Source organism: Ruegeria sp. BF8 (genome assembly GCF_056538625.1).
The window spans coordinates 358,236-372,952 of the sequence record NZ_JBQFTL010000005.1; the positions used below are offsets into that span (position 1 = coordinate 358,236).

Consider the following 14,717-nt stretch of genomic DNA (forward strand, 5'->3'; position numbering starts at 1 on the left):
ACTCTTACCTTCCGCGGTGGGCCTGTCCCCACCAGGAGGGCCAAAACGCGGCATCCTCCTCAGCAAACACAAACTGGCGGATCAAATACGTACCGGTCTGATCACTCCTGCGCCAAAGGCATCACGGCGGTTGTTTCCGCCCCGTTTCTAAGCACAACCAAACGTGCTTCGGGCTTGTTTTCGGAAACCAACGCGTTCAGCGCGGTATCCAGACTGTCGGCAGCAATCATCTCGGTTCCCGAGACGGTCTCGCGGACAAGAATGTCGCCGGTCTGCAGGCCACCTGCCGTTGCGGCCGGTGCTCCGGCAACAACCGTCTGCCATTCGGGCAAATCGGCGCCGCGGGCTTCGAACGAGTAACCGTTGGCCAGCCCGAACTCGCGGATTGCGGGCAGGGCCAGCAGGCCGTTCTGCGCGCGGGTCTGTCCGATGGGGCGATACCGCGCCGCGACACGGATATAGCCGTCCGGGTCAACCTGAAGGTTGTCCAGAACCTGCGCAGCAAGCGTCGTTCCGGCGCGCACAGGGCTGCCGTTCAGGGTATAGATCGCTGCGCCTCGCTGAACCCATTCACCGATCGTGGACATGTCCTGGTCGGCATCCACACCGGTGATGGCGATGATGTTTCCGGTCGAGGCGCGCCGCTGCGAAGTCGAGAACGGGATTTTGACATCCCAATGGGCATAGCTGACTTGGGTCTCGGCCAGATTGACCGGAGCGCTCGGTGCAACCGCCGCCACTTCGACAGGTTCTTCGGGCTGCGCCGCTTCTTCCTGTGTTTCCACCGCCGGCGGTGTGACAGCCGCTGCGGCCTGCTCGACAGGCTGGTCTTCTGCCACCTGCTGTTCTGTTTCGGTTGCTGCTGCGGTTTCTTCTGCCTTGTTTGCTTCGGGCGCGATCACTGGTTCGGCCGTCTGCGTTTCGGCAGGTTCGGCCGTCTCGGTGGGCGTCGCGGTCTGGATCGGTGTCGGGTCCGTCTCGGTCGAGCCGCCGGACATCACGAAGAATCCACCAGCGGCCAAAATCGCGATTGCGGCGACACCCGCGATCAACTTGCCGTTGCCGCCCGATCCTTTTTGGACAACCGTGTCCACTGCTGCTGCGGGCTCGTCCTTCTGGGCAAAACTTGCCGGTCCGTCGTCGTTTTTTTCGCCATGCCCAAGAGCCAGATCGGAATTGCCGGCCAGCAGGGCTGTTACAACCGCTTCGGCGTTTTCGCTTTCGGCTTTGATGCGGGCCTTTTCGGCCTCTTCGTCCTTGCGGTCCAAGGCCACGATTACCGAAACGGGGCGATAGGCAAAGCTGTCGAATTCGACACCGGGGCCGCGGAACATCCGCAACCAGTCCAGTGCAGATTGAAGGCGGTCAGTCGCGTGGACCTCCATGGCCTTGTCGATCGCCCCAAGGAAGCCATCCGGGTAACCTTGGAAGCGACCGGTCAGCGGCTGATAGGGATCTTTCTGTCCGTTGTTGAAGGCATTCAGGCGCGATTGGCCGTCGATCGGGCGCTCGCCGCTGATCGCGTGGTAGAGCGTTGCCGCCAACACATACAAGTCGCTGCTGGGACCCTGCTCGGAGCCGCGCACGTAGAACTCGTGCGGCGAGTACCCATCCTTGATCACCCGAAGCGTCAACAGGGCCGCCGATTGGTTGGCAGCCTGCTCGCGCGCGGCGCCGAAATCGATCAGGATCGGTTCGCCGTTTTCGTCGATCAGGATGTTGTCTGGCGAAATGTCCCGGTGAAGCATCCCGCTTTGGTGGATGAATGAAACCGCGGACAGCATCTTTTCGGTGACTTGGACGATAAAGTCCGGGCCGGTTTCGGTCTTGGGGTCCTCGATGTAATCCAGCAGATCGCATCCACGGATCAGGTCCATCGCGATATACGCAGTATCGTTGTCTTCGAAGACCTGGTGCACGTCGACGATATTGGGGTGGACCAGGCGAGCATGGTTGCGGGCTTCCTGAATGAACAGGTCGATGATCGCGCGCAGGTCGTCCTTGAAGGCCGGATCATTGGGTTCGACCAGGTCACCGTTGCGGCGGCACAAGGCACCCGGATAGCATTCCTTGATGACCACATCGCGTTCCAGGCTGTCACGCGCCAAATACGTGATGCCGAACCCGCCATTGCTGAGGAAGCGAAGAATTTCGTACTGGCCGCGCAGCAGTTTCGCGCCCGGTTGCAGACCTTGAATTTGAGGTTCGTCGTGCGATGCACCGACAGCCTGGTTGTGGTTCATTTCTTCCCGCCCATCATTCCAAAAACTTGCGGCCAAAATAACCGGGCAATCAGCCCACGAACACACAACCAACACAACCGCAGGACACTTGAGAACGGTTAGACGTTTCAAATTTGACTTTAATGGGGCCGCCTCGTGGCTTCACTGAGAACGGTTTCGGGCGCAGATCAATATATTGATCTAATAGCTGATAGAGTACATATATGTAGTGTCTCCCGGCGAACAAAAAGGATTCAGTCCGGGCGCCAGACGACCCATGGTCCACGGATTCGAAACAATGGAATCATGATTCCAGTGTTAACGATTCGCCGCGCCGCGGCTCAATCTTTGCGGGAATGACTCAGGTTCCGGTCTTCGGAGGGGCCGAAGCGACCGTGCTGCCGGCCCACGCCAGGTTGTCGCTGAGCTGCGCCAGTATGCTGATCGCATCCTTGAGTGGCCCTTCGCCGCTCTCGAATTGAAGCAGCAGAAGCAGGTCGGTGGCCTTTTCGAACTCGCCCGGAATCCAGTCGGCTTCGGGATCGATCTCGGACCCGTTTTCCAGCCGTTCAGCAAAATCCTCGACAATTTCCTGACAGCTTTGCAGGAAGGCGGCCGGTTCGATGTCCGAACTGTCGCGCAGGTCTTCGTAAATGCTGGCGATCGCCGCCAGCCAGTCTTCGAGGATCGGGTTGTCCAGCGGCGGCAGCGCAGATTCCAGACTGGGCTGTACCGTTCTGGTGTCCGAGGCTGCGGCTTCGCCCGCGCCGGTCAATGTCTCCAAGAACGGCAGGAAGTCAGCGGCAAGGTCCTGCCGCGCGGCCTCCAGATCCGTTCGGCGGCGATGCGATGCAATTTCAAGCACCTTCTCCGCAAGGTTCTGGCCGCCGCAGGTTTCCCACAAGGCGAAGTCCGGTTCCGGCTCTTGCGCCATGGCGCGAACGGCAACTGGTGTCCCGATCGGTACGATCGCGCGGAACATGCCCGACTTCTCCTTCTCCAACCGCGACAGAACGCGATCGAGGGCGTCGCGGACAGGGGGCAGGTCCGTGTGAGTGACGGCTAGCAAGCTGTTGTCGCGCAGGTTTTGCGGGACTTGTGCCCACAAATGGCGCTCGGTCTCGCGCCAAGCGTTGGTTCCGTTCGTGCACCAGATGGCGCAATCGACGAATTTCAACAAATCAAGCGTTTGTTTGTAAGTGTCGTCCAGCGCACCGGAGCCGGGCAGGTCGAACAACGAGATTTCGCGCAGGGCAGGGGTGTTCAGCCCCACCGAGATAAAATCAGGATTGTCGGCCGCGGCCTTTTCCAGGGCGATGCCGGAATAAACCTTTGGCTCGCGGTCCCACCACCCAACGGTCGTTTCAGGCGTGTCCGCATAGGTGACAATCACCAGAGGCAATTTCAGATGTTGCGGACCCGTGGGCAGGATGTCAGCTCCGGCGAGCATGTTGGCAAGACTGGACTTCCCGGCGCCGAATTCCCCTGCAAAACCGATTGAGACCGCGTTTGACAACCGCTCGGCGTGGGACTGTGCCCGCGCGCGCATGCCGTCCAACTCGGGCGTGGACGGAAGGCGTTCGGTTGCGGTCAGAAAACGGTCAAGCTGACGCACTTCCGTCTCGGTTCCGGGAAATTCAATCACTCGGCGGCCTCCGCTTGTCGTTCGTCGCTGTGTTCAGCGCCAAAGGTCGATTGCAATTCGTCCGCGATCCGGCGTGCGCGGTCGAAATCGACCTGCGCCTGGGTGCGCTCACATGTCTCGCCCGTCGCGGTGCGGTTTTCAAGATGCCCGGCGAGCAGGGCCAGGAAATGGTCCAGAGCGGTGTTCAAGCGCTCCAGCAGGTTCTCGCGCGCGGTATCGATCAGGTCATCTCCAATCATCTCGAATTCCTGCACAATCATGCGCTCGGCGCGAGAGACGACGGATTTCCGCGAGATCAGACGCGACAACCAGTTCACCCGCAACTCGACCGTAATACCCCGGGTCAGAGCGGTGGTGTCTGGACGGAACCAGCGCACGGCACTGGTGTTCATACGGCTGTCGGTCGGCTCCTGCCAGCCCGGCAGGGACCGCAGAGACGCGTTGGCCTGCATGTCGATGGCATAGAGTTCGCTAAGCATCCGCTGGCGAATGACCTGAGTCGCACCCTGCACCAGTTCGCGCATGCGTTCGCGCAACGGTGTAAAGTTCAGTTCGGTTGCGCCACCTTTTGCAAGCAACGGGGATTGCCCGTCGGGTCCGCGCACAACCGATACGACGGCTTCGGCCACGGTGTCGTCCATCACACCACGCAAGTTTGCCAGAACATCATCCATGTCGCGGGTGATCTCTGCGGTTTTGTCCGATACCAGCTTGCGCAACTCGGCGAGGGTCTTGTCATTCTCGCCAGCCGCATCGTCCGAAGGTTGGCCATCTTCTTCCAGCGCGCGGAGGCGGGCTTTGCTGCGCTCCAGCTCGCCCTGGGCAAAGCCGTTCAGATGTTGCCATGCCATACGCAGTTGTTCGTTGCGCGGGCCATCAGTCAGCGCGGTGGTGACATGTCGGCGCAGGTCTGGCAAGCCCGAGGCGATCATCGCAGCATACCGCAGAACCGCCTCGCGGCTGATCGGGCCGGGGCCGCGTTTGATCTCTTCGACGCCGGCAAGGTACTGCTTCATCTGTTCGGGATGCGCCCGCAGCCAGGCGAGGATGTGATCGTGGTTGACGCCGGTTTCGTCCCCGGTCAACGCATAATGCGCCCACTGAGCGCTGCCCATCAGAACGTCGATGCTGGACTTCCCCAGAGCCTTTTCCAACCCGTCCAAAACGTCGGCGCGTACTTTCGCCGCGTCTTCCGCACCGCCGCCCAATTCGTCGACCCGGTTGATGAAAACCACGATCTGACCCAGCTCAAGCGCCTGCATCAGCCGGAACAGTTTCAAATCGGCGCGCGACAGGGCCTGGTGCGCGGACAGAACCACGACGAAAAAGTCGGATTCCTTGAGGTACTGGCGCGAGATCTCTTCGCGGATCAACAGCGGATCATTGACGCCGGGCGTGTCGGTCACGGTCAGCGGGAACGGGAAATGGCCCAGATCAAAATACACCTCGGCCTTGCGGGTGATGTCGCTGTACAAACCCCGGTCCGAGCCCGGATCATGTTCGGCTTCGTCGGTCGGATCATCCCCGGCACAGACATAGCGGGCAAGGTCATCCGACGTCAGTTCTTCGAGGTCGTGATGCTGGCCCATCAGCTGTTCGAAACTGTCACCCAGGCGCAGACGAGCGCGGTTTTTCATCGCGTCGACCTGCTCCTCGATCATCTCGCGCTTATAGCTGTCCTCATCGTCGGGGAACATGTTGCGCAGTTCTTCGCCTTCGGCGATCAGCGCCTGCCATTGGCGGTTGTCGAAGAAATGGAATTCGGCCCCCGATGTGCGCCCGGAGGGATGACCGAAATGCATGTCGGTGATCACGGTCGTCCACGGGTTCACGTCCGACGGCAGAAATTCTGCCTGTCCCGTAAAGCCGTTGATCAGGCGGGACTTCCCGGCCTTGATCTGCCCGACGAATGCAATCGATGGTTTCAGGCCGCTGAGATCGTCAACGATGCGAGAGATGAACTGACAGGTCTCGTCATTGCTCACCTCTTTCATTTCGCTGGCGATCCGGATCAATTCCCGGCGGTTGGTTTCACTCATAACACTACCCTAAAAACTGGTACCCAAGATTTGCTTCAAACTTAACTTCAACTGTCGCGAAAGCGGTGCCATCAGACCGACTCCCGCAGAGATTTCCACAGGTTGACGACGGCACCCAGCTTGCGCGCGTCATGTACGGCGGCGGCTGTATTGCGACCATCCCGAACCAGAGCGACACCCGCGCCCTTGCCACCTGACGGCCGCATGACGATCAGTTGCGGCTGCTCGAGCAGCCCGGCATTGTCGGCATCCCATCCCGCCAGATCCTGTGCGAACCGGGTCAACAGATCATCCGAAGGATGAAGAGGCTGTCCATCGGCGCACACGCCATCGAACTGGTGGGTCGCCCCCTCCGCACTTGTCAGCAGGCGTCCCATGGCGAACCGTTCGGCGCCGTCGAAGAAAGCCGCGGCTACACTGAGTTCTGCACTTTCAGTGCTGTCCTGCTCTTTCGTGTCCTCGACGGGATCCGGGACAACCGAAACCCGTGGCTCGGACGGCAGAACGATTTCGGAACAGGCTTTCTGCATCTCGCTGAACGTGATGCCGACGTCATCCGCCTCCAGCGGCCCGTCCGGTTTCAGAGACACCACTTCGATCGGAGGGGCGGTCGCGGCCAGGTCGGACACGAGCCGCGCCAGCTTTTCGATCAGCGCTTCGCGCGGTTCGGTTTCGAAATCCGGAAGGGTGCCGGTGCTCGCCGAATAAACATCCGTGATCCGTGAGCTGTTCACCTCGATCGCCAGGATCGTTCCGTTCTGGGCGTTGAACTCCAAGCGTCTTGGAAGAACCGTTCCCCGGATCAGGTTCAGTATGCTGGCCCGCCGGGCCTCGGCCGTGTCCCCGGTTAACCGAACGGCCGGCGACAAACGGGGCGTCGCAGACCGCCCGATGTTTTCGAGCATGTCGATTATGTCTGTCGCCATCATGCCGTGACCCCCTCTGGTCCCGTCTAAACTGCGGCCGCTACCGGCCCCAGGCTGAGATGTGATTTCGTAAGCGTCAGCCCGATATTCGCGCTGTCGCGGCAGATGTAGCAGACCACGTGTTCCGGATAGGCCCGGGTCCGCATGAAGATGTGTAGCCGGTCGTTCGAAAACACCGAGATTTCCCCAAATCCCGGGTTCTCCGGATCCTGTAGTCCGGCCGAGGCCAACAGCGCTTCGAATGCTTGAACGCCCCGGCCCTGAAACAGATTTGCCACCGCAATGGCGAGGGTTTCCAAGGCTGCACCATCCTCGGTCCCGGTTGCCGACATGCCCAGAAGCATGCCCGTTTCCATGTCGACATATCCCGCTGCGATGCAGTCGGGAATGGTTTCCATGGCGGTGGTCAATGCGGCGTCAATCGTCATCTAAAGCTCTGTTATCCCTTATTAAGCCCAAAGGCGCAGCGGTTCGAAACCGTCGCGCCGCTGAGTAGCATTGCCGTTCGGGATGGGAAACGGTTTACCGTTTCCAACGTGTCCCATGAGGCCCGGTTACAACACATGCCACTCCGCCCTGTCTTTCGGATTTGGCACCGGTTGAATCCTGTCCTGTTCGTCGCGCCCGGTGTGCTCGTGAGCGATCTTGTCGAACTCCTCAAGAAAGGCCTGGAACACGGCGTGCAGCCCGTCCACGTCTTGGGGGATATCTTCACTGGCCGCGATTTCCCGCCACATCGCCGCCGCGCTGAGCGGAGCTCCTGCCGGCACGCTCAAAAGGTGTTCCAGCGAGGTTTCGCCTTCGCCGACCTGCTCACAAGGCACTTCGGGTTCCTGGTCTTCAGGGGTCTGGGCCGAAATCAAGCCGTTCGATTCCGGCTCAGGTTCATAGGTCGTGGCATCGTCACCCTGTTGCTGGGACAACAGCGAAGCAATGGACGAGACCGAGTCTTCGACACTGGGTGCCGGGGTCTCGTCCTGTTCGTCTGCTGCCGGTGCGGGGGACTCGCCAACCAAACGTTCTGACAGCGTGGCCAGCAGGTCTTCGTCCTGGGCACCCTGATCGTTGGTCTGGTCATCGGCGTCTGCGACCAGCATTTCGTCGTCCTCGAAATCGAGCGTATCGTCATCGACCTCGTCAAAGTCTTCGTCGTCCAGCTGAGTCACCGCAGTCGAAGTTGCGGCGACGCTGAGCCGATCCTCATCCTCGTCCCGGAACAAGGCCCGCAAATCTTCATCGGGCACCGGCGTCATTTCGGCGCGCAAGCGGTCGGCGTCATCCGGGTTGATCCGCTCGCGTACGGTCGACTCGCCGCGGCGCTCCACCCGGGCCGGTCGAACCGGGAAGGTTGCGATCACATCGTCCGAGTTCCGGACCGCCTCGAATCCATCATCCTGATCCAGCGGGTTGGTCAACTTGAAAGGCGCGGGCTCTTCGGCTGCGGTCTGGCGATCGGATCGTTCGGGACGCACCGGTTGAACCGGGGGCGTGCCGGCGAGGCTCTTGTCGATCTGGTAGCGGGCAAGTTTTTCCGCACGGCTGTCCATGATCTGCTCGGTGATCTCAAGAAAGCTGTCGATCATCTTGCCGCCGCCGCTGCGCGACCACAGCTCGGCGTCGCCCGTTTTGTCACGCGCGATGATCGCGTCACGGGCGGAAAACAGGATTGTCCGATTGAATAGGTGCCCCGCTTCGCGGTTGATGCGGCGGAGCACTTTCTGGCGGTCTTTCAGATCCAGTGCGTCCGCGCGCGTGACCAACAGAAGCGAGTTGTGCTGAAGCCGTTCCGGCAACGAAACCCACGTGGCGCGTTCGGTCTCGCGCCAGGCCTGCGTCGAGTGCGTACACCATAGCACCCCGTTGGCTTGACCTACCGCACGGCGCCAGACATCGGCCTGAATTTTGGGGTCCGAAATGCCGGGCGTGTCGATCAGGTCGACGGCCTCGAGAATGTCCGCTTCAAGATAGATGCGGATGAACTGCGCGTCGTTGACGCCCACCTTGTCCAATTCGTCCAAACCAATCGGAGAAGTGGTCCCGTCATGGCGCTGGACGTAAGCCGGTTTGTTGCCCCAACTGAACCAGACCGGCGGCAGCTGGGTGGCCGTCACCTGCGTCGGTAGGGCCTGCTTGCGCAGCAGGAAGTTCATGAGCGTGGACTTTCCGGCGCTGAACTCTCCCATCAGCGCAAAAACCGGTTTGCGGCGGGACCACTGCTCGATGCGTTCCCATGCCCGAGGAGAGACGAAGCGGATTTGTGAATCTTTTGCCATGGCTTTCTTACGCTGCTTCGTTGCTGAGGTCTTTGAGGATGTCGCCGAGGATTTCGTCACGTGACTTCTTCGGCTCGAGCCCGGCCATCAGGTCCGGGGCGGTCCCCGGTGCCTTTTCGGCGGATTGCGAGATGCTCAGAAGGGTTTCCTGCTGCTCGCGCATGAAATCCGACAGGACGGCCCGAACATTTTCCAGAACGGCTGCGATCTGGGTTTCTTCGAGATCCTTGGTGATCGAATTGGCTTCTGATGCGATCAGGCGGGTGTAGTCCGCCGCATAGGCTTCAAACCCTTTCCGGCGTTGCCACCAGCGACGCCACCATGTGCTTTGAAGGTCCAGCGCGATCGTTCTGCCAATGCCCAATGGCGGCGGTACGCGCGGCACAATGGGCGCCTCGATGCTGAATTCGCCCAAGTGGTTACCCAGAAGCTTCTGATACAGGGCCTCGACATCCGCTGCGGCTGCGGAATACAGCGCGCTGGCGTCCTTGCGCATTGCGCGGGCAAAGCTGAAATAGGCGGCCTTCTGAAGGGTACGAAGCCCGGCCGGGTCGTATTGCCAGGTGCCCTGTTCGCCGTTCTGCTCGAGATGCGCGATCAACGAGTCCGTTGCACGTTTGACGAAGTTTGCCTCGGCCGAAGCCAGACGTTCCAACACCTTGTCGCGCAGGGACGTCGTCAGGGCGGCAGCTTTCTTGTCATATTCGGCCGCGACGGTGGCGATCGCATCTTCGGGTGACACGCCGTCAAGATCGCGAACAACGCCGTCTCCGCCCGACAGGCTCTTGGCGACCGAGGTTGCGCGAATCTGACTTGCGATGTTGCGGGCGCGGTGACGGACACGGTCCAAAAGACGCGTTCCTGCGCCTTGGGCGATACGTTCGTTCATGGCCAACAGCAGGTCAGGCAGACCAGAAAGGGCCCAGATCTTGTCCAGCGATGCGGCCTGATCTCCAAAGCCGGCGGCCAGATAGAACGTGTTGAGGGCCTGGCGGGAATCGTCGGTGAGAATGTCCGGGTTGCCGGTCAGCGCGGCCTCGGCCCACAACGCACTGCCGAAAACAACGCTGGTGCTTGTGTCGATTCCGTTTTGCTTGAGTGTATCCTGAATTCGGTCGCGAATTTCGGGGACTTGCTTGACCGGGTCGGTCAGCTCGTCGATCCGGTTGACGAACAGGACGATCTGCCGGTTCTCGAACTGCGCGATGATCCGCATCAGCGCCATGTCCATAGTGGTCAGCGCTTGGCTTGCCGCCAGAACCACGACGCAGACTTCCGATCCGCGCAGGCTGCGCAGAGTGATCTGTTCGCGCACCATGAACGTGTCGTTGACGCCCGGCGTGTCGCACAGTTTCAGCGCGATCGGGTACTGCGGAATGTCCATGTACAATTCCGCGGCTTTGGTCACGTCGGCGAACCGGCCCGTTTTCGGGTCGATGTCCGGATCGTCTTCGTCACCCAGGCAGACATAGCGCTGGATCAGCTCTTCGTCGAAGTAATCGTATTGGTGGCTTTGGCCCAGGATCAGGTCGAAGTGCTTGCCAAGGCGTTCCTCGGACTTGGCCTTCATCTGCGCGATCTGACGGCGTATGTCCTCCATCTCGTCGTCGGCGCCTGCGCGATTGGCCAGTTCGCCCAAACGGCCACCGCCGACCATCAGATTGTCCCATTCTTCCTGCTCGAAGAAGGTGAACTTGGATCTGTATTCACCGGGCATGCGGGTGTTGATGTTCAGCGTGGTCACAACCGAGGTCCACGGGTTCACATCCGACGGCAGCAGACCGGGCCGACCGGCCAGAATGTTGACGATCGAAGATTTGCCCGCCTTCACCTGGCCGACGAAAGTGACGCTGGCGGTGAAGTTTTCCATACGGGTCTTGAGCGTGGCCAGCCGCGCAGTCGAGCGCGCATCCGCCACCTCTGTCAGTTGGTCGATCTGTGTCGTCAGTGCGGACATGGCTTCCGACATCGGCGCCAATGCCTCGTTTCCTACAGACAAAAGGTGGTCGTTGCGGGCCATGTTCAGCCTCCGGTTCCGGTTGCAGCGATTTGGGTATGCCCGGATTCCGTCAAACTGGCAGGCGCCATGCCTGAAAAGCTGTCGATCCGGGCGATCAGTTCGAGAGCGTTGCCCAGCATCTCGGCCTCGGTTCCGGGCGAGATGGTATCGAAGGCGCGCGAATCGGCCAGCACTTCGATCGAGCTGAACCGGGTGCCATTGTCCAGGCGCGCGACCCGTCGTCCGGTCGGAAACCCATTGGATTTGGCCGATGGAAGGGGCATTCGCGCATTTGCCAACAGGTATTCGTTGCCCTCATGCGTCTTCAGGGCAATGCCGAAACCCGTGTTCGGGAATTGCTGGTTGAGGTTTTTGAGCTCGCCGACAAAGCTTTCTCTTGCAAGAAAGACGACGTCTTGCTCGGTGGTAGCGGAGTTGATCTGTTCGGTCACGACTGAGACCCTTGTACTGGAGTTGAGCAAAAAACTCGTACGGTGCCGAAAAGGCGAAAAAGACTCATTAACTCCTTGGTAGACAGAATTACCTTCATCGCGGTGTTATTTTGACGTGATTGAGATATTTTGGCGTTTGAAATGTGGCGCAATTATGGTGGCCGTTGCATGACAATGCCGCAACTTCAGGATGTATAAACCAAAACAGGCAAGACTGCCGGGCTTGGATCAGGGGTGTGTTTCGGCGTGCGATTGGGTTAGTCGTGATGAATTCGACAGATAGCTAGTGTTTTGTAAAATAGATGAAAAATAGAAAACCAGATCAGAGGTTGAGTGCACGCCACGGCAGAAGGCGGAGGGACCGAATTGCTATGGGTTCAGTGTGGGGTTGATGAGGGTGGTCGAGACGTCCCCATGCGACCCACAACGTCAGCGAGAATTTTGTATTTTTTGAAAAATTGGGAATGTGTCCAAAAACAGAACAATTATGGCGTTTTGTTTCGTTCCGAAAGCGACGGGTTTCAGCCTTAAGAATTCCATTTGGCAATAAAAATATACCGGGAAGCCGGATGCCACACATTTTAGCGCCGTTGCGCGGGTCGCTCTTCCTCTCGCCTTGGTCATTTCCATTGTTTCCGAACGGGGGTCAATATTCCGCCGCAGACGGCAAGATTCCCTCTCGCGCTTGTCCAAAAGGTTTGTTATCAGCCCTTCCATTCGGCGCGTCGGCGCCGTGTTGCGGGTGTGGCGAAATTGGTAGACGCACCAGATTTAGGTTCTGGCGCCGCAAGGCGTGGGGGTTCAAGTCCCTCCACCCGCACCATTTTATTTCTTACCGATCATGCTGCGTGGGCGGATGCTAAGGCGCTACAAAGACGCCGCCGCGCGGCTGGCCTGGTCATAGTGGCCGGACAGGGCCCGCAGATCGCGGGCCAGGTCCCTCAGATCCGGGCCCGACAGGTCGGTGGCTGACAGCCCTTCCAGCAGGCATTGCTGGCGAACTTTCCGGTAGGCGTCGCATAGCGCCACTCCCTCGGGCGAGGTGCGGTAGAACACCTCTTTCCCACGCTTTTCCGACGTCAGAAGCCCAGCCTTCAGCAGTTTCCGCAGGGCGTAGTTCACGGTGTGGCTGTCCTCGATGTTCAGAAGAAAGCAGATGTCGGTCAGGCGCTTGTCGCGTCCGCGGTGGTTGACGTTGTGCAGGATCAGGATGTCGAGCGGTCCCAGATCGGCCTGCCCGGCTGCGGCCATGCAACGGGTCATCCAGCGTGAGAACGCATTATAGACAATGATCAGGCCGAATTCGAGTTCGGAAAGTTCCCAGCCTTCGCCCTCGGCCAAGTGGCGAGAGGAAACGATGCGGCGTGTGTCGGGGGAAGAATCGGTCATAATGCGGCCTTTTGATCTGCAAAACGCTGAGAAATTATCAGTGTTTTGGCATGAAGGGCGTGTGTTTTCAACGTGCTGACCTTTGGACTCTGCAGTGTTTTGGTCAAAACGATAACAAAACGTTGACAAATCGCAAACGTTGAGTCAGCTTCTGCGCCAGTACTCAAGCAGGGAGAGCCAAAATGAAACTGATGAAGATTGCCGGTGGCGCGGTTGCCGCGCTGGCCGGGTTGGCCATGCAGGTGCAGGCCGAGACCTGGGACATGCCGACGCCCTATCCGGACGCCACCTTCCATACCGTGAACATCCACGACTTCGCCAAGGACGTGACCGCGGCCACAGACGGCGCCCTTGAAATCAAGGTCCATTCCGCAGGTTCGCTGTTCAAGCACCCCGAGATCAGCAAGGCAGTCCGCAGCGGCCAGGTGCCCGTCGGAGAGTTTTTTCTGTCGTTGCTGGCCAATGACAACCCGGCCTTCGGCGCAGACTCGCTGCCGTTCCTGGCCACCAACTATGACGACGCCCAAAAGCTGTGGGCGGCACAGAAAGACGTGATCAACGGTCTGCTGGACGAGCAAGGCATGATGGTGCTGTACGCGGTGCCGTGGCCGCCGCAGGGCCTGTACACCACCAAGGAAATCAACAGCGTGGATGACCTGGCGGGCCTGAAGTTCCGCACCTACAACGCCACGCTGGAAGAATTCGCCAACCTGGCGGGCGCCGCGCCCACGCAGGTCGAGGTTCCGGATATTCCGCAGGCCTTCAGCACCGGCCGGGTCGAGGCGATGATCACCTCGCCCTCGACCGGGGTGAATTCGAAGGCGTGGGACTTTCTGACCCACTACACCGACATCCAGGCCTGGATTCCCAAAAACGTGGTCGTGGTGAACAAGCGCGCCTTCCGCCGTCTGGATGACGCGACCCAGGCCGCCGTTCTCGAGGCTGCCGCCGCCGCCGAAGCCCGCGGCTGGGAAATGAGCCAGGCCGAGACCGCCAAGCAGACCGCAGTTCTGCAGGAAAACGGCATCACCGTGGTACAGCCATCCGAAGAGTTGATGGCTGGCCTGCGTGAAATCGGCGCGCAGATGCTCGAAAACTGGAAGGCCAACGCCGGCGAGGACGGTGCCGCGTTGCTGCAGGCCTATCAGCAGTAAACGACCCGAACCGGCCGGGCGCCAAACGCCCGGCCGGGTTCGACAACAAGGGGAGGGGATGGCGATGCTGCGGCGCAGTCTTGATTTCATCTATCGTGCGGCCGGCGGATTGGCGGCGCTGTTCATTCTGGCCATCGTCGTGCTGGTCTTTGCGCAGGTCGGGTTGAACCTGGCCGACAAGATCTGGGCCGCGTTGACCGGGCAGGGCGTGGGCCTGACCATCCCGTCCTATGCCGATTTCACCGGATTCTTTCTGGCCGCATCCAGCTTTCTGGCGCTGGCCTATGCGCTGCGCGCCGGCGGGCATATCCGGGTGACGCTTCTGATCGGGCGAATGCCCAAGGGACCGCGCCGCCTGACCGAGATCTGCGTGGTCACGATTGCCCTGGCCATGAGTGCCTATGCCACCTGGTATCTGGGCCTGCTGGTTCTGGAGTCGCTGGAATATGGCGACCGCAGCCCGGGCATGGTCTCGGTGCCGTTGTGGATCGTGCAGATGCCGGTCCTGCTGGGGCTGGCCATCCTGACTCTTGCCCTGTTCGACGAACTTGTCGGCCTGCTGGCGGGCCGCGCGCCCAGCTGGGACGGCAAGGGCGAAAACCTTCTGAGCGAATAGGG

The 14,717-nt window shown here is 60.2% G+C and carries 11 protein-coding genes and 1 tRNA gene; 3 read left to right on the forward strand and 9 right to left on the reverse strand.

Annotated elements, in window-relative coordinates; genetic code table 11:
* Positions 1-101 precede the first annotated feature (101 nt).
* The 8 genes from ACR0LD_RS17290 to ACR0LD_RS17325 form a co-directional block, all read right to left on the reverse strand.
* Positions 102-2,243 carry a serine/threonine-protein kinase gene (locus ACR0LD_RS17290; RefSeq protein ID WP_480638210.1) on the reverse strand — a complete coding sequence of 714 codons (2,142 nt, stop codon included), beginning with the start codon at positions 2,241-2,243 and terminating at the stop codon, positions 102-104.
* Positions 2,244-2,583: 340 nt separating this feature from the next.
* Positions 2,584-3,867 (reverse strand): dynamin family protein, encoded by a 1,284-nt coding sequence (locus ACR0LD_RS17295; RefSeq protein WP_170441267.1) that lies wholly within the window; start codon positions 3,865-3,867, stop codon positions 2,584-2,586.
* Complete coding sequence (locus ACR0LD_RS17300; protein ID WP_480638212.1) at positions 3,864-5,906, reverse strand: dynamin family protein; 2,043 nt, start codon at positions 5,904-5,906, stop codon at positions 3,864-3,866. The genes ACR0LD_RS17295 and ACR0LD_RS17300 overlap by 4 nt, the downstream gene beginning before the upstream one ends.
* A gap of 71 nt (positions 5,907-5,977) precedes the next feature.
* Positions 5,978-6,832, reverse strand: a complete 855-nt coding sequence (locus ACR0LD_RS17305) for a hypothetical protein (RefSeq protein ID WP_480638214.1) — start codon at positions 6,830-6,832, stop codon at positions 5,978-5,980.
* Positions 6,833-6,858: 26 nt separating this feature from the next.
* Complete coding sequence (locus ACR0LD_RS17310) at positions 6,859-7,260, reverse strand: hypothetical protein (protein ID WP_170367238.1); 402 nt, start codon at positions 7,258-7,260, stop codon at positions 6,859-6,861.
* Positions 7,261-7,386: 126 nt separating this feature from the next.
* The gene (locus ACR0LD_RS17315) at positions 7,387-9,105 is read right to left on the reverse strand and encodes a dynamin family protein (protein ID WP_480638216.1); all 1,719 of its coding nucleotides are present in this window, start codon (positions 9,103-9,105) and stop codon (positions 7,387-7,389) included.
* Positions 9,106-9,112: 7 nt separating this feature from the next.
* Positions 9,113-11,125: a dynamin family protein gene (locus ACR0LD_RS17320; RefSeq protein WP_480638218.1), complete on the reverse strand. Its 2,013-nt coding sequence runs from the start codon at positions 11,123-11,125 to the stop codon at positions 9,113-9,115.
* 2 nt (positions 11,126-11,127) lie between these two features.
* The gene (locus ACR0LD_RS17325; protein WP_170365742.1) at positions 11,128-11,556 is read right to left on the reverse strand and encodes a hypothetical protein; all 429 of its coding nucleotides are present in this window, start codon (positions 11,554-11,556) and stop codon (positions 11,128-11,130) included.
* A gap of 738 nt (positions 11,557-12,294) precedes the next feature.
* Between ACR0LD_RS17325 and ACR0LD_RS17330 the strand changes: the two genes are divergently transcribed.
* Positions 12,295-12,379 (forward strand) — tRNA-Leu (locus ACR0LD_RS17330).
* A 44-nt stretch (positions 12,380-12,423) separates the two neighbouring features.
* Here ACR0LD_RS17330 and ACR0LD_RS17335 read toward each other — a convergent pair.
* A complete protein-coding gene (locus ACR0LD_RS17335; RefSeq protein ID WP_170588976.1) occupies positions 12,424-12,945 on the reverse strand; it encodes a winged helix DNA-binding protein in 522 nt (173 codons plus the stop codon).
* Between the two features lie 182 nt (positions 12,946-13,127).
* On the opposite strand from ACR0LD_RS17335, the gene ACR0LD_RS17340 reads away from it, so the two are divergent.
* Both ACR0LD_RS17340 and ACR0LD_RS17345 read left to right on the forward strand, forming a co-directional pair.
* Complete coding sequence (locus tag ACR0LD_RS17340; protein WP_170359565.1) at positions 13,128-14,099, forward strand: TRAP transporter substrate-binding protein; 972 nt, start codon at positions 13,128-13,130, stop codon at positions 14,097-14,099.
* Between the two features lie 64 nt (positions 14,100-14,163).
* A complete protein-coding gene (locus tag ACR0LD_RS17345; protein WP_342355384.1) occupies positions 14,164-14,715 on the forward strand; it encodes a TRAP transporter small permease in 552 nt (183 codons plus the stop codon).
* Positions 14,716-14,717 lie beyond the last annotated feature (2 nt).

Coding starts and splice junctions, on each gene's coding strand:
- ACR0LD_RS17290 (WP_480638210.1), bottom strand. CDS start 2,243: ATGAACCACAACCAGGCTGTCGGTGCATCGCACGACGAACCTCAAATT.
- ACR0LD_RS17300 (WP_480638212.1), bottom strand. CDS start 5,906: ATGAGTGAAACCAACCGCCGGGAATTGATCCGGATCGCCAGCGAAATG.
- ACR0LD_RS17305 (WP_480638214.1), bottom strand. CDS start 6,832: ATGGCGACAGACATAATCGACATGCTCGAAAACATCGGGCGGTCTGCG.
- ACR0LD_RS17310 (WP_170367238.1), bottom strand. CDS start 7,260: ATGACGATTGACGCCGCATTGACCACCGCCATGGAAACCATTCCCGAC.
- ACR0LD_RS17315 (WP_480638216.1), bottom strand. CDS start 9,105: ATGGCAAAAGATTCACAAATCCGCTTCGTCTCTCCTCGGGCATGGGAA.
- ACR0LD_RS17320 (WP_480638218.1), bottom strand. CDS start 11,125: ATGGCCCGCAACGACCACCTTTTGTCTGTAGGAAACGAGGCATTGGCG.
- ACR0LD_RS17335 (WP_170588976.1), bottom strand. CDS start 12,945: ATGACCGATTCTTCCCCCGACACACGCCGCATCGTTTCCTCTCGCCAC.
- ACR0LD_RS17340 (WP_170359565.1), top strand. CDS start 13,128: ATGAAACTGATGAAGATTGCCGGTGGCGCGGTTGCCGCGCTGGCCGGG.
- ACR0LD_RS17345 (WP_342355384.1), top strand. CDS start 14,164: ATGCTGCGGCGCAGTCTTGATTTCATCTATCGTGCGGCCGGCGGATTG.